The sequence below is a fragment of the Microbacterium pumilum genome (genome assembly GCF_039530225.1).
Taxonomy (GTDB): Bacteria; Actinomycetota; Actinomycetes; order Actinomycetales; family Microbacteriaceae; genus Microbacterium; species Microbacterium pumilum.
On sequence record NZ_BAAAOH010000001.1, the window covers coordinates 86,837 to 105,877 of the forward strand.

Annotated in this window: 20 protein-coding genes and 1 tRNA gene; 9 read left to right on the forward strand and 12 right to left on the reverse strand. The window is 67.4% G+C overall.

Annotation, left to right across the window (positions count from 1 at the left end; all coding sequences use genetic code 11):
- Positions 1-128 precede the first annotated feature (128 nt).
- Entirely contained in the window at positions 129-1,088 is a 960-nt protein-coding gene (locus ABD188_RS00355) for an AraC-like ligand-binding domain-containing protein (protein WP_344057424.1), read from the forward strand.
- A gap of 6 nt (positions 1,089-1,094) precedes the next feature.
- Here ABD188_RS00355 and ABD188_RS00360 read toward each other — a convergent pair whose 3' ends face one another.
- On the reverse strand, positions 1,095-2,621 hold the full coding sequence (locus ABD188_RS00360; RefSeq protein ID WP_344057426.1) for a GMC family oxidoreductase: 1,527 nt from the start codon (positions 2,619-2,621) through the stop codon (positions 1,095-1,097).
- A gap of 13 nt (positions 2,622-2,634) precedes the next feature.
- Positions 2,635-4,059, reverse strand: coding sequence for an aldehyde dehydrogenase family protein (locus ABD188_RS00365; protein WP_344057428.1), 1,425 nt, complete (start codon positions 4,057-4,059; stop codon positions 2,635-2,637).
- 211 nt (positions 4,060-4,270) lie between these two features.
- On the opposite strand from ABD188_RS00365, the gene ABD188_RS00370 reads away from it, so the two are divergent.
- Entirely contained in the window at positions 4,271-5,035 is a 765-nt protein-coding gene (locus tag ABD188_RS00370; protein WP_344057430.1) for an SDR family NAD(P)-dependent oxidoreductase, read from the forward strand.
- Positions 5,036-5,130: 95 nt separating this feature from the next.
- Here the strand turns inward: ABD188_RS00370 and ABD188_RS00375 are convergent, their stop codons facing one another.
- Entirely contained in the window at positions 5,131-5,709 is a 579-nt protein-coding gene (locus ABD188_RS00375) for a LacI family DNA-binding transcriptional regulator (protein ID WP_344057432.1), read from the reverse strand.
- Positions 5,710-6,068: 359 nt separating this feature from the next.
- On the opposite strand from ABD188_RS00375, the gene ABD188_RS00380 reads away from it, so the two are divergent.
- Both ABD188_RS00380 and ABD188_RS00385 read left to right on the forward strand, forming a co-directional pair.
- The gene (locus tag ABD188_RS00380; RefSeq protein ID WP_344057434.1) at positions 6,069-6,791 is read left to right on the forward strand and encodes a TolB-like translocation protein; all 723 of its coding nucleotides are present in this window, start codon (positions 6,069-6,071) and stop codon (positions 6,789-6,791) included.
- Positions 6,788-6,919 (forward strand): hypothetical protein, encoded by a 132-nt coding sequence (locus tag ABD188_RS00385; protein ID WP_344057436.1) that lies wholly within the window; start codon positions 6,788-6,790, stop codon positions 6,917-6,919. The genes ABD188_RS00380 and ABD188_RS00385 overlap by 4 nt, the downstream gene beginning before the upstream one ends.
- 497 nt (positions 6,920-7,416) lie before the next feature.
- On the opposite strand, the gene ABD188_RS00390 is transcribed toward ABD188_RS00385, so the two are convergent.
- The 3 genes from ABD188_RS00390 to ABD188_RS00400 all read right to left on the reverse strand — a co-directional run bounded on the left by ABD188_RS00390 (position 7,417) and on the right by ABD188_RS00400 (position 8,582).
- Positions 7,417-7,489: transfer RNA gene (locus tag ABD188_RS00390), tRNA-Arg, on the reverse strand.
- A 56-nt stretch (positions 7,490-7,545) separates the two neighbouring features.
- The gene (locus ABD188_RS00395; protein WP_344057438.1) at positions 7,546-7,935 is read right to left on the reverse strand and encodes an MmcQ/YjbR family DNA-binding protein; all 390 of its coding nucleotides are present in this window, start codon (positions 7,933-7,935) and stop codon (positions 7,546-7,548) included.
- A gap of 11 nt (positions 7,936-7,946) precedes the next feature.
- Positions 7,947-8,582 (reverse strand): asparagine synthase, encoded by a 636-nt coding sequence (locus ABD188_RS00400; protein ID WP_344057440.1) that lies wholly within the window; start codon positions 8,580-8,582, stop codon positions 7,947-7,949.
- A 92-nt stretch (positions 8,583-8,674) separates the two neighbouring features.
- Between ABD188_RS00400 and ABD188_RS00405 the strand changes: the two genes are divergently transcribed.
- Positions 8,675-9,523 carry an SDR family NAD(P)-dependent oxidoreductase gene (locus ABD188_RS00405; RefSeq protein ID WP_344057442.1) on the forward strand — a complete coding sequence of 283 codons (849 nt, stop codon included), beginning with the start codon at positions 8,675-8,677 and terminating at the stop codon, positions 9,521-9,523.
- Between the two features lie 10 nt (positions 9,524-9,533).
- Here ABD188_RS00405 and ABD188_RS00410 read toward each other — a convergent pair whose 3' ends face one another.
- Positions 9,534-9,965, reverse strand: a complete 432-nt coding sequence (locus tag ABD188_RS00410; protein ID WP_344057444.1) for a YdeI/OmpD-associated family protein — start codon at positions 9,963-9,965, stop codon at positions 9,534-9,536.
- Between the two features lie 155 nt (positions 9,966-10,120).
- Here ABD188_RS00410 and ABD188_RS00415 point away from each other — a divergent pair, with 155 nt between their 5' ends.
- The 3 genes from ABD188_RS00415 to ABD188_RS00425 all read left to right on the forward strand — a co-directional run bounded on the left by ABD188_RS00415 (position 10,121) and on the right by ABD188_RS00425 (position 11,478).
- On the forward strand, positions 10,121-10,318 hold the full coding sequence (locus ABD188_RS00415) for a hypothetical protein (protein ID WP_344057446.1): 198 nt from the start codon (positions 10,121-10,123) through the stop codon (positions 10,316-10,318).
- Positions 10,319-10,477: 159 nt separating this feature from the next.
- The gene (locus ABD188_RS00420; RefSeq protein ID WP_344057447.1) at positions 10,478-10,897 is read left to right on the forward strand and encodes a DUF4383 domain-containing protein; all 420 of its coding nucleotides are present in this window, start codon (positions 10,478-10,480) and stop codon (positions 10,895-10,897) included.
- Between the two features lie 14 nt (positions 10,898-10,911).
- The gene (locus ABD188_RS00425; RefSeq protein WP_344057449.1) at positions 10,912-11,478 is read left to right on the forward strand and encodes a hypothetical protein; all 567 of its coding nucleotides are present in this window, start codon (positions 10,912-10,914) and stop codon (positions 11,476-11,478) included.
- A 22-nt stretch (positions 11,479-11,500) separates the two neighbouring features.
- Here ABD188_RS00425 and ABD188_RS00430 read toward each other — a convergent pair whose 3' ends face one another.
- The 5 genes from ABD188_RS00430 to ABD188_RS00450 form a co-directional block, all read right to left on the reverse strand.
- On the reverse strand, positions 11,501-12,445 hold the full coding sequence (locus tag ABD188_RS00430) for an aldose 1-epimerase family protein (RefSeq protein ID WP_344057451.1): 945 nt from the start codon (positions 12,443-12,445) through the stop codon (positions 11,501-11,503).
- Positions 12,446-12,447: 2 nt separating this feature from the next.
- Positions 12,448-13,950, reverse strand: a complete 1,503-nt coding sequence (araA, locus tag ABD188_RS00435; RefSeq protein WP_344057453.1) for an L-arabinose isomerase — start codon at positions 13,948-13,950, stop codon at positions 12,448-12,450.
- Positions 13,951-14,077: 127 nt separating this feature from the next.
- Complete coding sequence (locus tag ABD188_RS00440; RefSeq protein WP_425561308.1) at positions 14,078-15,679, reverse strand: xylulokinase; 1,602 nt, start codon at positions 15,677-15,679, stop codon at positions 14,078-14,080.
- Complete coding sequence (locus ABD188_RS00445; RefSeq protein WP_344057455.1) at positions 15,676-16,428, reverse strand: L-ribulose-5-phosphate 4-epimerase; 753 nt, start codon at positions 16,426-16,428, stop codon at positions 15,676-15,678. The genes ABD188_RS00440 and ABD188_RS00445 overlap by 4 nt, the downstream gene beginning before the upstream one ends.
- A 57-nt stretch (positions 16,429-16,485) precedes the next feature.
- Entirely contained in the window at positions 16,486-17,493 is a 1,008-nt protein-coding gene (locus tag ABD188_RS00450; RefSeq protein ID WP_344057457.1) for a LacI family DNA-binding transcriptional regulator, read from the reverse strand.
- Between the two features lie 453 nt (positions 17,494-17,946).
- Between ABD188_RS00450 and ABD188_RS00455 the strand changes: the two genes are divergently transcribed.
- Positions 17,947-18,936: an ABC transporter substrate-binding protein gene (locus ABD188_RS00455; protein ID WP_344057459.1), complete on the forward strand. Its 990-nt coding sequence runs from the start codon at positions 17,947-17,949 to the stop codon at positions 18,934-18,936.
- Positions 18,937-19,041 lie beyond the last annotated feature (105 nt).

A 19,041-nucleotide genomic window follows, 5' to 3' on the forward strand; every position in this document is an offset into this window, starting at 1 on the left:
CGTGAACGCTCCCGAGCTGACTCGACGGTGCGAATACATGTCCTGCGCCGAGCAATGCCTCGAAGAGGAACTCCGTCCCACTATCGGCACGAATCGTATACGATGCCGATAACACGAAGAGGTGAACCATGCACGATCCATCGACTCGGCAGTCCGAGGCATTCGCCGCCGAATCAAACCTGATCGACTTCGACAGCTATCGAGCGACCGTCTCGGAGGCAGTCGTTGCGCTGGACGTCCACACCGAACATCCCGAGGAGTTCCAGGGGCGTCTCGATGCCGGAACCGCGGGCGACATCCACGTGTTCGATATCTGGGCCGACGAACACGCCGTGCATCGCACCCCTGCCCTGGTCGCCAGGGCCCCGCAGCACTTCTTCAAGTTCACGCTTGTGGAGCACGGCGGCGGAATGATCGTCCAGGAGGGCCGCGAGACGGCGCTCCAGTCCGGCGACATGACGATCTACGACACCGACAAACCCTATTCACTGCTCTTCGACGACGCGGTGCGGATGTCGATCGTCATGTTCCCCAAGGAGCTCCTGGACATCCCGGCCGAGACCTTGGGGCGCCTCACCGCGATACGACTGGACGGCTCGAGCGGTGTCGGCGCGATGATCCGTCCGTTCGTGTCTTCGCTCGCGCGGCAGGTGACCGAGGTCGACGGGCACGTCGCGCGCCGCCTGTTCCGCACCGCGATCGACATGGTGGGAACTCTGCTCGAGGCGAATCTCGCGAGCGCGCTGTCCACCGGCACCCATGACGTGCTGGTGCGTCGCATCCTCGACTACATCGACGAGCACCTCTCAGTGCCCCAGCTGAGCCCGGCACAGATCGCGGCCGCGCATTTCATCTCGGTTCGGCACCTGCACGCGCTGTTCAGCGACCAGGGAACGACGGTGTCCACCGTCATCCGCACTCGACGTCTCGAGCGGTGCTACGACGAGCTCGTCAATCCGCTCTGCGCCGCCCGGTCCGTCACCGCCATCGGACTCGAGAACGGCTTCGTCGACCCTGCCCATTTCAGCCGGACGTTCCGCGCGCACTTCGGTGTCTCGCCGAGCAGTGTGCGGCCGGCGAGGGCCTGACCGCAGCTAGGGCAGCAGCCCGGCGTCCTTGAGGAGGAACCGGGCGCCGAGCTCGCCGATGAGGGCAGCCGGCGCGTTCGTGTTGCCCGTGGTGATGCGGGGCATGATCGACGCATCGACGACCCGGAGATTTTCGATGCCGTGCACCCTGAGCCGCGGGTCCACGACCGCGTCGGCGTCGATCCCCATGCGGCACGTGCCCACCTGGTGGTGGTAGGTGATCGCCGTCGAGCGGACGTACTGCTCGAGGTCGTCGTCCGAGATGTCGGTGCCGGGATAGATCTCGACGGCACCCCACTCGTCGGCGAGCGCCGGCTGACGACCGATCGAGCGACACTGACGAACGGAGGCGATGAGGGCGCGTACGTCGTCGGGATCGGCGAGCGCCTGCAGGTCGATCAGCACCGGGTCATCGAGCCCCGGGCCCGACAGTCGAAGTGTTCCCCTGCTCTTGGGTGTGACGATGCCGGCCATCAGCGAGAAGCCGTCTGCAGCCCTCGGCTCGAGATCGTCGCCGAACATCGGAACGGAGAAGTTGATCGGCTGCGTATCGGGCACCTCGAGGTCGGGCCGACTCCTCCAGAACAGGTGCGTCTGCGTGACCGACACCCCTGGCGTCGGAGGTCCGACGGGTTTCTCGGTCGTGGTGAAGATGACGGGCGACAGCAGGTGATCATGGAGGTTCTCGCCGACTCCGGCGGCGTCGAGCACGACGTCGATGCCGAGTGACGCCAGGTGCGCGGCGGGCCCGATGCCCGAGCGCAGCAGGATGGCGGGCGAGTCGAGGGCGCCTGCCGAAAGCACGATGACGTCAGCACGAGCTTCGTGATCCGCTCCCGACTGGCGGTAGCGCACGCCGACGGCGCGGCCCTGCTCGACGATCACGGAATGGACGTGACTTCCCGTCCTGATGTCGACACGGTCGCGGACGGGTTTCAGGTACGCCATCCACGTGTTGACGCGCTTGCCATCCCGCATCGTGATCTGCTGCTGGGAGATCCCGTCGAGGTGGTCCCCGTTGTAGTCCGGGTTGTGCTCGAGTCCCTCCTGCACCCCGGCCTCGATGATCGATTCCTGGATCGGTGCGAGATCGTAGTCGTCGGTCACCGGCAGCAGGCCGTCGGCGCCGCGCACGTCTGATGCGCCCCCCGAGAAGTCTTCGATGGCTTTGTAGACGGGGAGCACGTCGTTCCATTCCCATCCGGGGTTGCCCAGTGCCGCCCAGTGGTCGAAGTCGGCGGGCGCGCAACGCACCCAGATCATCGCGTTCAGCGCGTGGGATCCACCGAGCACCTTGCCGCGTGGCAGGTGCAGGCGACGATCCCCCGCGTGCTCCTGAGGAATGGTGTGGTAATCCCAGTCATCCGGGCTGTGCCACAGCTCACCCATCCTCATCGGATCGTGAATCGCCGCGTTCGTGTCCTCGCCCCCGGCTTCCAGCAGGGTCACCGACACGCCGGCGTCCACGAGGCGGCGCGTCAGAATCGCCCCGGAGGTCCCAGCGCCGACAACGATCGCGCTCAATTCAGGCATTGTTCTGCGCCCTTCAGCCGTTGATGATCTGCGGAACGGCTACGGACTTGAGTCCTTCGACGCCGAACTCGAGCCCGTAGCCCGAGCTCTTCACCCCACCGAAAGGGATCATCGGGTGAACGCCACCGTGCGAGTTGATCCACACGGTTCCCGACTGGATCCGGGCAGCCACCCGCCGCGCTTCGTCGCGGTCGCCCCACACCGAAGCGCCGAGTCCGACGTCGAGGCGATTCGCACTCGCGATGGCGTCCTCCACATCGTGATAGCGGATGACGGGAAGCGCCGGCCCGAACTGCTCCTTGTCAACGAGCGCGACACCGTCGACGACATCGGCGACGATGGTGATGGGGTAGAAGAGCTCCCCGAGTTCGGACGCAGGGCTGCCGCCCGTGACGACGCGACCGCCGTTGGCCCGAGCGTCGTCGACGAGTCCGCTCACGATGTCGAACTGAGCCTTGTTCTGCAGTGGGCCGAGGACGTTGACTTCGTCGAGACCGTTGCCCATCGGCATCCGCACTGCGAATTCGGCAAGCGCCTCGACGACCTCTTCGTAGATGGAGTCGTGCACGTAGAGACGCTTGAGCGCGGCACAGGTCTGACCGGTGTTGATGAAGGCTCCCCAGAACAGGTCTTCGGCGATCGCCTTGGCATCCGTGCCAGGCAGAACGATCCCGGCGTCATTGCCGCCGAGCTCCAGGGTGAGGCGCGCCAGATTCCCCGCCGAGCCCTCGATGATCTTCCGGCCGGTCGCGGTCGACCCCGTGAACATCACCTTGTCGATCTCGGGGTGAGCGGCCAGTCGGGCACCGACGGCGCCGTCGCCGGAGATGCCGATGAGCACGTTCTCCGGGAGAGCCTCATTCATCACGGCGAGCAGAGCGAGAACGCTGAGAGGCGTGTAGTCGCTCGGCTTCACCACGACGGTGTTGCCCATCCGCAGCGCGGGGCCGATCTGCCAGATCGTTATCATCAGGGGCCAGTTCCATGGCCCGATGGCGCCGACGACCCCTGCCGCGCGGTAGTGGAGCACGGCGTGAGCCTCGCCGTCGTCGATGATGACCTCGGGCTCGAGCACCGTCGTGGCCGCCGTGCGCAGCCACGCTGAGCATGCGCCGAGCTCGAATCGCGCGTTCGGTCCGTTGAGCGGTTTCCCCTGTTCGCGCGAGAGCAGCCGGGCGAGTGCCTCGGCGTTCGCGTCGATCGCGTCCGCGGCTGCAAGAAGCATTTCCGTGCGCTTTTCGTGCCCGAGCGCGTCCCAGCCTGGTTGGGCCTTCCTCGCCCGTGCGACTGCGGCATCGAGATCCTCGACGGTGTGCACGGGTGCACGACCGATGACATCTCGTGTCGCAGCATCCGGAATCTCGCGACCCGCTCCCTCAGGCGCCTGGATTCGCTCGAGCAATCCGGCTTCGTCTCGGACGATCGTGGAATCGGACATTGCGTTCTCCCTTGCAAGCTGGATCGGGTTGCATGCGGCCGACATCGGCACTGCACCCTCCACGTTGCCTGACGCGCGGTGGCTGCACTTGTTCAGGAGCGCGCAGGGCATGTCCGAGTGCGAACGATTCGTCAACACAGGTGTGCCCGGCGAAGCAAGGGACGTGCGGTCACAGGCAACTTCTCCGGCGCACGCAGCGCACACTGAGAGGATGCCTTCGGAGTCGAACACCGCCGAGCGGAGTGCCTTCCGCGCAGATCTCTTCACCGGAAAGGTGGCCGTCGTCACGGGCGGCACGTCCGGAATCGGCGCTGCGACCGCGGAGTATCTGGCGAGCCTCGGCGCAACGGTTCACGCCGTCGGGCTCGGCGCCGATCAGAACCTGTTCCCGCCACATCTCGAAATCGATGTCCGCGAACTGGACGTCACGAGCGAAGAGCAGCTTCGCGCGCTCTTCGCCGACCTCGACCGCCTCGACATCCTGGTACCCGCCGCCGGCATCAGCCTCGGAGAGCGCGAGCTCGAGTGGGACTCGTTCGTCCGAGTCGTCGAGATCCAGCTGCTGGGCGTCTACCGCACCATCGCGCTCGCGCGTGAACTGCTCGCCGCCGACGGCGGCGGATCCATCATCACTATCGCGTCCATGTACGCGTACTTCGGTGGCGCGGAGATAGCCGCGTACTCCGCTTCGAAAGGCGGCGTCGTGCAGCTGACGAAGTCACTGGCCCAGGTATATGCGCCGGACGGAATCCGAGTGAACGCGGTGGCACCAGGTTGGATCGAGACACCGCTGCTCGCTCATCTGAAGGCGGATGCCGAGATCAGCGCTCGGCTGTTGTCGCGGACTCCGCTCGCCCGCTTCGGCGACGCGATCGAGATAGGGAAAGCTGTCGCCTTCCTCGCATCCGATGCGGCATCCTTCGTCACGGGAGCGGTTCTCCCCGTCGACGGCGGGTACCTTGTCACCGGCATCTAGCTGCGCCCGGGGTGCGGACTCGACGCGGGGGCGGGGTGACCCGCGAATCGCCTCTCGTCACGGAGACCCCGTGCACGTCGGAGGAGCGGGTGCCCTCACGAGGGATGCCGCACCTCATCATCGCCGAAACCGACGCACACCTCCGAGAGGCCGCGGATGACGTCATCCCGGACGGAGGACAGGTCGAGGCCGGCAATGGGCATCCGGCACGACTCCAGCTCTCGTCGAAGCTCCGACGACATTTCGCCGAGGACGACGACACCGTCCACGGGGATGCATTGCGGCATCGGCGCGGACTCGTGCTTCACAGACATCCAGAGCACGAATCCGCCGTTCTCGGAGATGCAGTCACCGACGAGCTCGAGGAGACGGAGCACGTGCTCCGGGCTCCGTGCGAGCGCTCCTGGTTCTGGAATCACGCAGATCGTCTTCGACTGCCGCGTCCGCAGCGCTCGTGCCCAGGGATCAGCGCCGCTGTATCTGAGCTCATCAGCCGCACGAAGGACTCTGGCGCGGGTCGATGCGGCGACGTTGGACCCGCCGTTCAGCGCTGTGGATGCAGTGGACGCCGCCACTCCGGCGCGATCCGCGACGTCCGACAGCCGCACTCGTCGCCGGAGGGGATCGGTGCGGTTCGCGAACGGAGCGGCCGGCGGGCCCAGAGCGGTGCTCACCGAACTTTCCTGTCGCGGGTGGTGACTCAAAGGGTGCGAGCGAACGGATCGAAGTCCGCAGGCATGAGAGGAACCGGCGGGACGGAGCTCTCCACCGTGACGAAACTTCCGGTCTCCGCAGAAGCGTCCGCCGCGAGGAGTCCGATCACGAAGCGCTCATGCGGGGCATCGCTGCGTATCGCGCCGCGTAGTCGATCTGAAGTAACGCTCAAACCACCCAAATCGCAACCTCAGATACCGAGAGTGAGATCCAACAGCCTGAATTCGAAGTCAACAGATGGCCGGGCCGCCAAGACCTCCAGCCGAACCAGACGACCCAGATCATCATCGGCGACGCCGATGGTGGCACGGCGGAGCTTGTGTTCGAATCCGACGAGCTGTTCGAGGCCCCCAACTGGAGCCCCGACGGCATAAGTCTCGTCGTGAACAAGGGCGGTGGCCTGTTCGTGATAGAAATCGCGAGCGGGGCAGTTCGCAAGATCGATACCCAGGGCGTCGACCGCGTCAACAACGACCACATCCTCTCGCCCTACGGGAAGCTGGTCTACTTCAGTGCCAATGGGCATCTGTACAGCGTGCCCATCGCCGGCGGTGACGTGCACAAGATCTCCAACGACTTCCCCGTCGAGCTCAAGTACTTCTACTGGCTGCACGGCGTCTCTCCGGACGGCCGCACTCTCGCCTACGTCGCGACGCATACGGTCGGCGACGGCCCCAATCCGCGCGGTCGGGTGCGCCTGGCCACCATCCCGGCAGCGGGCGGGAACGATTTCTACCTCACCGACAACGAGACAGGCCACTTCGACGGCCCGGAGTTCTCCCGGGACGGCGGGTGGATCTATTACAACTCCGAAGAGGCCGCGACCGCGCCCGGCCACGCTCAGATCTTCCGCATGCGCACCGATGGAAGCGATCACGAGCAACTCACCTTCGACGAGCGTGTGAACTGGTTCCCTCACTTCGACCCCACCGGCGAGAAGGTGCTCTACCTCAGCTACGGACCCGGCATCCAGTCGCATCCCGCCGATGTCGAACTCATCATCCGCATGATGGCGCCCGACGGCACGGAGCCCGCGACGTGATCACCCTGTTCGGCGGCCAGGGATCACTCAACGTCAACAGCTGGAACCCTGAGGGCACCCGATTCGCGTACGCCGCCTACCCGATCGCGGGCTACGGCGGAGGCATCGACCGATGGACGGCACAGTGAGGGGCGAGACTGACTGCTGTTCCGCGTCTATTGCAGATGGATGAACGGGCGCATGGCTTTGGCCCACCGCGTGGGCTCACCCGCGGCACTGACGTAACCGTCTGCTCCAGGTCGGCCTCGATCGCGGGCATCGCCGCTGCCTAATCCACCCGCTGCGGAGGCACGATGTTGCGTCAGGGACGCCGGAAAAACGTCGATGATCTTCGACCTGCAAGGCACCCTCATCATCGAGCACCCATGGCCAAATCCCGGCGTTACCTACCTCAGCGACCGTCGGCCCCGCGGCCCTCGGACGACCCGATCGTCAGGGATGTCCTGATACATCGATCGTCAGAGATGTCCTGATACATCACATCCCCAGTGCTCGCGAGGGTCGGATTCGTGCACAGACTTTGCACAACGTGGGTGTGGCGACACGTGTCGCGCGGGACGGCGGCAGAAACACGAAAACCCGCGGAAATCCGCGGGTTCTCGTGGGTTACTGTCTCAACACAGTGTGCGCCCGAAGAGACTCGAACTCCCAACCTTCTGATCCGTAGTCAGATGCTCTATCCATTGAGCTACGGGCGCATGGTCCGCCTTGCGAGCAAACCAGCGTCCAGAATACCCCACGCCTGCAGTCTGGGCTAATCGAGGCCGGACACCGCAGGTCCGCTCTCGTCGAGCGCGCGAAGCTGCCGCTGGAGTGCGACCTGGCGGTACGACGTATCGATGAGTTCGGCGAGGAGCGACCAGTCGCCGGTGTCGGCTTCGACTCGCAAGGCGAGCCACCCGTAGGCACCCTCGTACGGCGGAATGAAGATGTCGTCGCGCTCGAGCAGAGCGAGGCGCTCCGAGTCATCGGGAATGAACTCGACCGCGCCGACGTCGTCGTGACCGGCTCCGACGAGCGCGAACTGCCGCTTGCCGGCGCGGAACGTGCACCGCCCGTGCGCCACCACCTCGGCGGCCTCAGGATAGGCCATGCAGATCTGCCGCACCCGCACCGTCAGCGGGTGGTCGGCGGCGAAGCTCATCCCGCTCCTCCTCAACTCGCGGTGTCGGCCGCTTCGACAGGCTCAGCGACCGTGGGCGGCTCATCGGCCGACCGAGGCTCAGCGACCGTGGGCGGCTCCGCGACCGGGTCGAGGTGCCGTCGGTGAGCTGCCAGTCTCGGCAGGTCGATGAGGCGCAGCGACTGCATCCGCGCCGCGCGCATCATCTCGTAATGCGGATCGACGTCCGCCCGCATGCCTTCGACCTCGAGGCGGCGCAGCAGGTTGGCCTCGACATCCCCCCACGCGGCGTCCCTCGCCTCTTCGACGAGATCACGCACCGCCGCGGGGTCGTCAGCGCGCCCGCGCAGCTCCTTCGCCACGCCTCGGTACTGACGTTGGCGCTTGCGCAGATTCCGCGTGTCGCGATCTCGGTAGTCATGGGTGCCGTCGGAATCGCTGAACTTGCCCCACGCCTTCTTGCGCTGGCGGCGAACCAGATCTGCTGCGGCATCCTGCTCGTCTGCAAGCGCGATCAACGTCGCCTGTGCGTACGGGGCGATTCCCTCGACCTCGAAGGGCTCGTCGTTCGCGATGGTCTCGACCAGGATGTGGTTGCGCACCGACAGCCTGGCGGCTGCGGACGCGATGGAGACGCCTTCCGCAATCGCATCCGCGGTCTTGCCCACGACGTCCACCTCCCCAAGACGAGCGTAACGGTCGGAGGAGCCCCGCAGAGTGGGCGAGAATCGACAAGGCAATTCGCGGGAGGAAGTACGAAATGGCCAGGATGCGGCGGCTCGATGTGCGCGGACGGACCACGGTGATCACCGGCGCCGCGAGCGGAATGGGCGCCGAAGTCGCCCGAGAACTGGATCGACGCGGCGCACGTCTCGCGCTCGTGGACCGCAACGCCGAGGGCCTTGAGGCGCTGGCCGTAGATCTGTCGAGCACAGGGCACTCCACCCACGTCGTCGACCTCACCGACGACGATGCCGTCTTCGCGCTCGCCGCCGACCTCGAGGCCACCCACCCGCACATCCAGGCGCTCATCACGTGCGCCGGCTCGTCGATGCTCGGCGACATCGATCAGCTCACGATGGCCGAGATGCGCTGGCTCATGGACGTCAACCTGTGGGGCACGGTCAACATCACGAAAGCACTGCTGCCCGCGTTGCGGCGCCGGCCCGAAGCGCACATCACGCACCTCGTCAGCATCTATGGTCTTGCCGCGCCGGCCGGCCGCATCCCGTACGCGATGAGCAAGTTCGCGGTGCGCGGCTTCACAGAATCCCTGCGGCACGAACTCGAAGACTCGAAGGTCACGGTCGGGGCGATCTATCCGGCGGGCGTCAAGACGGGCATCATCCTGCACGGACGCTACGCCGCGGGGATCGATCCCGCCGTCGCACAGCGGGCAGCAGCGGCGCAGGCGGCGATGTACCACACCGAACCGGCGGATGCCGCGCGTCGCATCGTCGAGGCGACCATCGCACGTCGACCACGAACCATGATCGGTCGCGAGGCGCGCCTCGTCGACCTGCTGGCGCGAGTCACTCCCACTCGATACTGGGTTCCGATGCGGCGGCCGTTGCGCGACGCCATCGACACGACCACGCCGGTCGGCTGAGAGGAGGGCGTCAGCCCTCCAGCTTGGCGACGATCGCGGCGACGCGACGGTCGCGGGTCTCCGGGGCCTTCGCGCCCTCGACGTTGGTGACGTGCGCCTTTTGCGCGCTCGGCGCGAGTGCATCGAAGGCGTCGCGCGCACCGGCCGCGGCGAGCGCGGCGGCGAGGTCGTCCGGAACCTCGACCGTGCGCGGCGCGGTGTCGAGGGTGAGCTCCACCGCGATCGGGTCGCCGCCCCTCAGTCCCGTCGCAGCGCGCTTGTCGGAGCTGAACGCGATGAGGAATCGGCCGCCCATGGTGGCGACCGTGCTGCGGTACGAATAGTCGTTGACGGTGACGTTCACCGCCGGGCGTTTGCCGCCACCCAGCTCGTCGAGGATCTCGGGAGGCACCTCGATTCCGGTGTTGTTGCCGGTCTGCAGAAGGGTCGTCTCGAAACGCATGAGGTCGAGTGTGCCACGGATGCCGCGCCCCGTGCGGGCGGGGGGGCGCCGCGCCAGTTCGACTAGCAAGGTGATCTCGATTAGGCAAGCCCCCTTATCGAAAAGTCCCGTCGACCTAGCCTCGACCTGACAGTTCTTATCGAAAGGAGTCGCGTATGGGATTCGCAGATGACGCCAAGGAGACGGCGGAAGCCGTCGGCGACAAGATCCAGGACACGTGGGAAGACACGACCGATCGCATCGGCGACAAGGTCGACGAGATGAAGGCTGACGCCAACGTCAAGAAGGCGGAGGCCGAGAAGGACTCCGTCGAGAAGCGCAACGAGATCAAGGAGGATCTGCGCAACAGCTGATCCACCTCCCGCCGCGTACGACGGAACCTCGGAGGGCCCCCAGGAATCAGGGGTCCTCCGGCATGTCCACATCGCATCGCCCCACCAAACCGATACCGCACGGGCTCCGAATGACCCTCGGATGCGGCACACGGCCGCACCACGAACAGGAGGACGCTCATGCGCTCGTCACCGAACCGCCTCGTCGCCACGATCTTCGGCGCCGTCTATCTCGTCGTGGGAGCGCTCGGGTTCGCCGTCACCGGCGTCACCGGCTTCTTCGCCACCGAAGGCGGACTGCTCCTCGGCATCTTCGAGGTGAACCCCGCCCACAACATCGCCCACCTGCTGATCGGAGCCGCGCTGCTCGCCGCCGGCCTGATCTCCACCGTGGCCGCCCAGACGGTGAACATCATCGTGGGCGCGGCGTACCTGCTCTTGGGCATCGTGGGGTTCTTCCTCGTGGGAACCTCGCTCAACATCCTCGCTTTGAACACCTTCGACCACTTCCTCCACCTCGCGAGCGCCATCGTGCTGCTCGGTGTCGGGCTCGCCGCCGAGCGCGGCGCGCGTGCACGGCTTTCGAGCACGACGGTCTGAGGCAGGAGACCCCCATGGATGCCGCGAACACAGACCCCGGGACGGCTCAGCGCCGGCGCGACGCCGCGCCGCGATCAGCCGCACCCGCGTGGGCTGCCGTCGCCGCATGGGGGGCAGGACTGCTCGAGCTCGCGCTGGGAGCCGGAGTATTGACGAGCACGGGAGGGGGTGTCGGCCGGGGGGCCGGCGCCGTGCTCGTCATCTTCGGCATCGGCGCACTCGGGTGGGGGGCAGCGACGCTCGCCCGCGGACGCATTCTTGCGCCGCGGGCGGGTGCCGCGGGTGCGCTCGGCGCATTCGTCGTCGCCGTTGCCTCACTGGCGATCGACCCGGTACGGACCAGCGTCGCAGCGGTGGGTGCGGCATCCGTTCTGCTGCTCGCCGTGGCCATGGCGTGCGGCGTGGAGATGCGTCGTCGACGCCGCGGGAAGACCGGGCCGGCTGAGCCGCGCCTGTCGGTGCTCTTCGTCACCGCTGCGCTGGTCGCCGCCCTCGTCACGCCTGCGCTCGGCGCGACCGAGGCCGGGCGTCTGGCGCCCGACCACTCGGATCACGGGATCGTCGAGCAGGGCCACCACTGAGCTTGGCGTCGGCGCCGGCAGATCAGGAGATGGCGGCGATTCGCCAGGAGGCGCTGGTCTCGACTCCTGGTTCGAGCACGATGAGCCCCGCGTCGTAGCTGTACGACTCCGCGTTGAACGCGTCCGGGGCGCATGTCATCGGCTCGACCGCGAGACCGATGCGATGGATCGGCAGCCCGGGGCGGTCGGCCGTGTGCACCTGCACCCACGGGCATGCGGCATCCCACGCCATCTCGACGCCCGTGCCGGCGGCATTCGTCACCCGCACGATCGCGAGCCCCGATTCGTCGCGCAAGAGACCGGTGTAAGCGTGGTCGATCTCGGCGTCGGCGATGGACCGCGCCACACGGTAGTCGAAGCGCTGCGGATCGTCCGAGTCCACCGCGACCAGGTCTGTCGGGATCAGTCGCACGTCGGTTACTTCGAGCACCTGCGCAGCCGGCAGCTCGAGGGTCCAGTCGTCGACGTGCCCCTCCCCCGCCACGAGGTACGGATGCGGCCCGGTGCCCCACGGGGCCGGCTCAGCCGAGTCGTTGCGCGCCGTGATGGTCTGAGTCAGCCCGTCGGGACCGAGGGCGAAGGTGGTCTTCACGACGATCCGCCACGGATAGGCCGTCTGCGGCTCGATCCGGGTCGCGAGCGTCACGTGATCGGGACCTTTGTCGATCGCCTCGAAGTCGAGCCATGTGACGAGTCCGTGCAGGGAGTGCCCTCGAGCGGGTTCGGTCAGCGCCAGCTGGCGCTGCACCCCGCCGAACGTGTACTTGCCGTCGACGACACGGTTCGGCCAGGGTGCGAGCGTCGCACCGCGATGCGACGGACGCACCTCGTCGGCGTCGAACGGCACGACGAGATCGCGTCCGTCGTAGGTGAGCGATCGCAGGGTCGCGCCGACGCTCGTGATGACCGCTTCGTAGTCGCCGGCGCGCAGTGCGTGCTGGATACCCGATGCCGGAACTCGTGACATGTTCAGATCCCTTGAGCGAGTCGGTAGTACGCCTGGTTCCACCGGAGCTCTCGCTGGAAGCCCCGGACGGTGGTGTCTTCGTCGATGACGACGAGCTCGGTCTTCGCGATCTCCGCGAAGTCGCGGAACACCTCGATGCCGACGGCGGTGGTCATCACAGTATGGTGTGCGGCGCCCGCGGCGAGCCAGCACGAGGCTGAGGTCGCGAAGTCCGGAGCGGGCTCCCAGATGGCACGGCCGACGGGCAGCTTCGGCAGGTCGGGCGCCTCGACGTTCTCGACGACATTCGCGACGAGACGGAACCGATCGCGCATATCGGACAGCGCCACGACGATGGCCGGGCCGGGGTCGGCGGTGAAGACGAGCCGCACGGGGTCCTCCTTGCCGCCGATGCCGAGCGCGTGCACTTCGAGGCGGGGCTTCTCGCTCGTGAGCGACGGCGAGACCTCGAGCATGTGCGCACCGAGGATGCGCTCGGAGCCCGGTACGAGGTCGTACGTGTAGTCCTCCATGAGGCTCGCGCCACCGGGCAGCCCTGCGCCCATGACGTTCGCGACGCGGACGAGGATGGCCGTCTTCCAGTCACCCTCTGCACCGAAGCCGTAACCCTCGGCCATGAGTCGCTGCACCGCAAGTCCCGGCAGCTGCTTCAGGCCGCCCAGGTCTTCGAACGACGTGGTGAAGGCACCGAAGCCGCCCCCTTCGAGGAACGATCGCAGGCCGAGTTCGATCGCGGCTCCGTCGCGCAGCGACTGGTGCCTGCCGGCGCCGGGCAGCAGTTCGGCTGCGACGTCGTAGAGCTCGATGTACTCCGCGACGAGAGCATCGACATCCGCCTCCGTTGCCGCTTCGACGGCCTCGACCAGCTCGTTGACGCCCCACGTGTTGACCTGCACGCCGAAGCGCAGTTCGGCTTCGGTCTTGTCGCCCTCGGTGACCGCGACGTAGCGCATGTTGTCGCCGAAGCGGGCGAGCTTGAGCGAGCGGGATGCTGCCCATCCGGCAGCCGCGCGCTCCCAGTCGTCGATCTGCTGCACGACCACGGGGTTCGACACGTGGCCGACGACCGTCTTGCGGGCGACGCCCAGCCGGGTCTGGATGTAGCCGAACTCGCGGTCGCCGTGGGCCGCCTGGTTCAGGTTCATGAAGTCGAAGTCGATGTCGGCCCACGGCAGTTCGACGTTGGCCTGGGTGTGCAGATGCAGGAGCGGCTTCTGCAGGGCGTCGAGGCCCGCGATCCACATCTTGGCGGGGCTGAACGTGTGCATCCATGCGATCACGCCGATGACGTCATCCCGCGTGTTCACCTCGAGGGCGAGGCGGCGGATGCTGTCGGAGTCCTTCAGAACCGGCTTCCAGACGACCTTGACCGGCAGTCCGGAGAGGCCTTCGGCGACGGCCTGCGACTGCTCGGCGACCTGGATCAGGGTCTCTTCGCCGTACAGGTTCTGGCTGCCGGTGACGAACCAGACCTCGTAGCCGTCGAGGGAGGAGTTGAGAGTCATGAGTGGTCCTTCGTTGGGTCGGTCGGCTCGGTGTGCATGTCCCGAAATCCAAGCCTTGGAGGATGCTCCAGCGCGGAAGATCGGGACATGAATCGCGGGAAGTGGGACATGGGGCGGGATGTGGTGGTCAGAGGGCTTCGACGGCTGCCTGTTCGACGGCCAGGCCGGCACGGTAACGGTCCAGGTACGCGGTGAAGCCGGCGAGGTCGCCTGGGTCGGGCTCGGCCGTGACGAACTCGCTGCCCGCGAAGACACGCTGTCGCAGGTACTCCCCCAGTTCGAGATCGGCTGCCGCGCTCAGGTACGCGGCGAGCACGGCGATGCCCCACGCCCCGCCTTCGGATGCGGCTTCTCCGACCGAGACGGGTGCGCCGAGCGCTCCGGCGAGGAACCGCTGCGCGACTCCGGCGGTCCGGAAGATCCCACCGTGGGCGAACATGAGGTCGATCGCCACGCCTTCGCCGGCGAGCACCCGCATGCCGAGGCTGAGCGTGCCGAACACGCCGTAGAGCTGGGCGCGCACGAAGTTGGCGAGCGTGAAACGGCTCTCGGGGGTGCGGACGAACAGCGGCCGCCCCTCGTCGAGGCCGGCGATCGGCTCGCCCGCGAGGTGGTTGTAGGCGAGGAGGCCGCCGGCATCCGGTTCGCCCGCGAGCGCCTCCGTGAAGAGCGTCTCGAACACGGCGTCGGTGTCGAACGGCGTTCCCGCGACGGTGGCGAAGCGGCTGAACAGGCCGACCCACGCGGCGAGCTCGCTGGCGCCGTTGTTGCAGTGCACCATGGCGACCGTGTCACCCGCCGGCGTCGTCACGATGTCGAGCTCGTCGTGGACGTTCTCCAGCGGCCGCTCCAGCACGACCATCGCGAAGATGCTCGTGCCCGCGCTGACGTTGCCGGTGCGAGGCGTGACCGAGCAGGTCGCGACCATGCCGGTGCCGGCATCGCCTTCGGGCGGGCACAGTGCGGCCCCCGGTCGCAGCACACCCGACGGATCGAGCAGCGCGGCACCCTCGGCGGTCAACCGCCCGGCATCCTGCCCCGCGACGAGCACTTCGGGCAGGAGCGCGGCGAGATCGATCGCGGGCACCAGGTCGGCGTAGCGCCCGAGCAGGGCCGCGTCGTAGTCCTTCGTGTCGGGGTCGATGGGGAACATGCCGGACGCGTCGCCGACACCGAGCACCTTGCGCCCGGTGAGCCGCCAGTGGACATACCCCGCAAGCGTGGTGACGAACTCCAGCCGCGGCACGTGGGGCTCGTCGTCGAGGACGGCCTGATGCAGGTGCGCGATCGACCAGCGCAGCGGGATGTTGACCCCGAGCAGATCGGAGAGCTCGGCGGATGCGGCCCCGGTCGTCGTGTTGCGCCACGTGCGGAAGGGGACCAGCAGCTCGTCATCGGCACCGAACGGGAGGTAGCCGTGCATCATGGCCGACACCCCGATCGCGCCGAAGGTCTGCGGCGTGACGTCGTAGCGCTCCGCCAGGTCGGCGGCGAGGTCGGCGTACGCCTCCTGCAGCCCCGACCACACGGCATCCAGCGAGTACGTCCAGACGCGATCGACGAACTGGTTCTCCCATTCGTGACTGCCGAGCGCGAGCACGTCTGCCGGGTCGTCGCCGACGAGGCACGCCTTGATACGCGTGGAACCCAGCTCGATGCCGAGCGACGTGCGCCCGGCGAGAATCGCCTCGCGCACCGCCTCACGGTCCACGCTCACTCCACCGCTCATCTGCGCTCGTCCTGGCTCTGTCCGTAGACGTTCTGATAGCGATCGAACAGGCTGTCGATCGCCTCCTGCGGGATCGGGACGAGCGGCCCGGCCTCGCGCGCGTAGTGCACGGTGCGGGCGACATCCTCGACCATGACCGCCGCCTTGACGGCATCCTTCGCGTTGACGCCGATCGTGAACGGTCCGTGGTTCTGCATCAGGACGGCGCGTGAGCGATGGCCACTGAGCGTGTCGACGATGCCGCGGCCGATCGAGTCGTCGCCGATGATCGCGAACGGACCGATCGGGATGGGTCCGCCGAACTCGTCGGCCATCGCGGTGATCACGCAGGGGATCTCCTCGCCGCGGGCGGCCCATGCCACCGCGAACGTCGAATGCGTGTGGACGACTCCGCCGACATCGGGCATATGCCGGTACACGTACGCATGCGCTGCGGTGTCGCTCGAAGGGCTCCGGTCGCTGCCCGGTGTGCCCGGGACGACGTTGCCTTCGAGGTCGCACAGGATCATGTTCTCGGGGGTGAGATCGTCGTACGAGACTCCGGAGGGCTTGATCACGAACAGGTCGGCACCCGGGACCCGGCCCGAGACGTTGCCCCCGGTCCACACGATGAGTCCGTAGCGCACGAGTTCGCCGTGCAGCTTCGCCACGTCGGAACGGACTGCGGCGATCGCCGACTCCACATCGGCGTCCAGTGTCGGCTGCGCGGTCTGCGTCTCGGCCGGTTCAGTGCTCACGGGGTCCTCCATCGGTCTCGTGTCCCGGTCAATGTTACCGGTAACATCGCTCAGCGCAACACATCGGGTTCAGCCACGTCTCTCGGGGGCGGCGGTGGATGCGCGGATGACGAGCACCGGCGAGGCGGATGGGTCGGATGTCGGGTGCCCCAGAACCTCGCCGACGCAGCGCCGCGCCTCACCCGCCAGATCGAGTCGCACGGTTGTCAGAGGCGGACTGTAGAACGCGGCATCCGGATTGTCGTCGAAGCCGGTCACGCTCACCTCGCGCGGCACGTCGACTCCCGCCATCCGGAGTCCTGCGATCAGTCCCAGCGCCATCTGATCGTTCGCGACGACCACCGCGGTCGGGCCCTGCGGCGCGCGCACCGCGGCCGCGACGGCGGGTGCGATGGCGGCGCCGGCTGCGGCGCTCCAGTCGCCCACCCAGCGCAGGCCGGGCACGAGCCCGCGCCCCTCCAGAACCCTCGTCGTGCCCGCCTCGCGGGCGAGCGCCTCGAGCCAGTCCTCGGGCCCCGAGAGTCGCGCGATGCGCTCATGGCCGAGCTCGGCCAGGTGATCCGCGGCGAGCGCCGCCGCATCGGCTTGGCGCGCCGCCCCGAGGCCACCGTGCAGCGTCGCGAGCGGCACACCCGGGGTCAGCTCCGCGAGGATCGGCAGGGTGCGGGCGTGCGGCGCCACCACGATGATCCCGTCGACCCCCTGCCCGAGCAGATGGCGTGCCGCACTGCGGACGGATGCCGCATCCGCCGCATTCGCGTACGCCGTCGCCACCCAGTGGCCGACTTCGCGCGCCGCCGCCTCGAGCGCGCCGATGCCGGCCGATGGGCCGTAGAGCGTCGCGTCCGAGGCGATCACTCCGAGGGTGCGGGTGGTGCGTGTGCCGAGCGCGCGCGCGGCGTTGTTGACGCGGTAGTCGAGCGCGGCCATGGCCTCGAGCACCCTGCCTCGCGTCTCGGGGCGGATGTTGGGGTGCTCGTTGATCACGCGAGACACGGTCTGGCTCGACACACCGGCGAGGCGGGCGACGTCGCGCACGCCGACGCGCCTGGTGACTGCACCGCCGCTCTCGCTCATGGCACCCCAGGCTAGACCCCGGCCCCCGGATCGGCTCCTGAGCCAGCCGGCGCATCGGTCCCTGAGCCAGCCGGCGCATCGGTCCCTGAGCCAGCCGGCGCATCGGTCCCTGAGCCTGTCGAAGGGTCGATCCGTGAGGCCGGACGTTTCGGCAGGCTCAGCGACCAGCTCCCGCCTCGACACCGCCGGAGCCGGACGCTTGGACAGGCTCAGCGACCGGCACGGTGGGATCGCTCCCATCGGAATTGTTATCCCTCACACTTGGTGCGCTACGCAAATGCGTCCACTGCAGCCCGATTTTCAATGCTGGCCCAGGTGTTACCGAAATGTTACCGCTCACACTCTCGCCAAATCAGAAATGTGAAGGCTAACATTCAGCACACAGGCGACCTCGAAGCGGTCGATCACCACAACTCCGGCAGCGTTGCCGGACCAAGACGAGGAGGTTTTGGTATGCACAAGCGAAAGATTCTCGCGAGCGTCGCCATTCTGGGGGCATTCACACTGGCGGTGGCCGGCTGCTCCGGTGGGTCGGGCGGAAACGGCGACGGAGGCTCGGGCGGCGACGAACCCGTCAGCGTGGGCTTCGCCCAGACCGGGTCCGAGAGCGGCTGGCGATCGGCGAACACCGAGTCGATGAAGACGGCGTTCTCGGCGGATAACGGCTTCGACCTCACCTTCAACGCGGCCGACAACGACCCGGCCGCCCAGATCGCCGCAGTGCGCAGCTTCATCAACCAGGGCGTCGACGCGATCGTCATCGCGCCGATCGTGGAGGACGGCTGGGACGACGTACTCCAGGAGGCCGCGGATGCCGACATCCCTGTCATCCTCGAGGACCGGACTGTGACCGCGTCCGAGGATCTGTTCGCGAGCTGGGTCGGTCTCGACTTCCACAAGGAGGGTGTGACCGCGGGCGAGTGGGCCGCCGAGACCTTCGGCGACACTCCGACCAAGATTGTGGTTCTCGAGGGCACGACCGGATCGGCGCCCGCGAACGAGCGTGCGAGCGGATTCGATGAGGCGATCGACGGCACGGCCATCGAGACGATCGACTCGCAGACGGGCGACTTCACGCGCGATGGCGGAAAGACCGTGATGGAGGGCTTCATCCAGAAGTACGGCATCGACGGCATCGACCTGCTCTACGCGCACAACGACGACATGGCGCTGGGCGCGATCGAAGCGATCGAGGCAGCCGGTGGCGTTCCGGGCGAAGACATCAAGATCGTCTCGATCGACGCGGTCAAGGACGGCATGCAGGCTCTCGTCGACGGCAAGATCAACTACATCGTCGAGTGCAACCCGCTCCTCGGCGAGCTGGCGGCCGGACTCGTCACCGATGTGCTCGCGGGCACTGCGGTGGAGAAGAAGAACTACGTAGAGGACCAGAGCTTCACGCAGGAGCAGGCCGCCGAGGTCATCGACTCGCGGCTCTACTGATCCGCGACGCGACCATCCTGTAGCGATGTCGCAGCACCCCGCCGGGGAGCCGATCCATGGGCTCCCCGGCGGGCGTGCCGACACTGGAGCTGGAAAGGCCCTGAC

Excerpts from the sequence above, each read along its gene's own strand:
- ABD188_RS00355 (WP_344057424.1), top strand. The coding sequence starts at position 129 with ATGCACGATCCATCGACTCGGCAGTCCGAGGCATTCGCCGCCGAATCA.
- ABD188_RS00360 (WP_344057426.1), bottom strand. The coding sequence starts at position 2,621 with ATGCCTGAATTGAGCGCGATCGTTGTCGGCGCTGGGACCTCCGGGGCG.
- ABD188_RS00365 (WP_344057428.1), bottom strand. The coding sequence starts at position 4,059 with ATGTCCGATTCCACGATCGTCCGAGACGAAGCCGGATTGCTCGAGCGA.
- ABD188_RS00370 (WP_344057430.1), top strand. The coding sequence starts at position 4,271 with ATGCCTTCGGAGTCGAACACCGCCGAGCGGAGTGCCTTCCGCGCAGAT.
- ABD188_RS00395 (WP_344057438.1), bottom strand. The coding sequence starts at position 7,935 with ATGAGCTTCGCCGCCGACCACCCGCTGACGGTGCGGGTGCGGCAGATC.
- ABD188_RS00405 (WP_344057442.1), top strand. The coding sequence starts at position 8,675 with ATGGCCAGGATGCGGCGGCTCGATGTGCGCGGACGGACCACGGTGATC.
- ABD188_RS00410 (WP_344057444.1), bottom strand. The coding sequence starts at position 9,965 with ATGCGTTTCGAGACGACCCTTCTGCAGACCGGCAACAACACCGGAATC.
- ABD188_RS00415 (WP_344057446.1), top strand. The coding sequence starts at position 10,121 with ATGGGATTCGCAGATGACGCCAAGGAGACGGCGGAAGCCGTCGGCGAC.
- ABD188_RS00420 (WP_344057447.1), top strand. The coding sequence starts at position 10,478 with ATGCGCTCGTCACCGAACCGCCTCGTCGCCACGATCTTCGGCGCCGTC.
- ABD188_RS00425 (WP_344057449.1), top strand. The coding sequence starts at position 10,912 with ATGGATGCCGCGAACACAGACCCCGGGACGGCTCAGCGCCGGCGCGAC.
- ABD188_RS00430 (WP_344057451.1), bottom strand. The coding sequence starts at position 12,445 with ATGTCACGAGTTCCGGCATCGGGTATCCAGCACGCACTGCGCGCCGGC.
- araA (WP_344057453.1), bottom strand. The coding sequence starts at position 13,950 with ATGACTCTCAACTCCTCCCTCGACGGCTACGAGGTCTGGTTCGTCACC.
- ABD188_RS00440 (WP_425561308.1), bottom strand. The coding sequence starts at position 15,679 with ATGAGCGGTGGAGTGAGCGTGGACCGTGAGGCGGTGCGCGAGGCGATT.
- ABD188_RS00445 (WP_344057455.1), bottom strand. The coding sequence starts at position 16,428 with ATGGAGGACCCCGTGAGCACTGAACCGGCCGAGACGCAGACCGCGCAG.
- ABD188_RS00450 (WP_344057457.1), bottom strand. The coding sequence starts at position 17,493 with ATGAGCGAGAGCGGCGGTGCAGTCACCAGGCGCGTCGGCGTGCGCGAC.
- ABD188_RS00455 (WP_344057459.1), top strand. The coding sequence starts at position 17,947 with ATGCACAAGCGAAAGATTCTCGCGAGCGTCGCCATTCTGGGGGCATTC.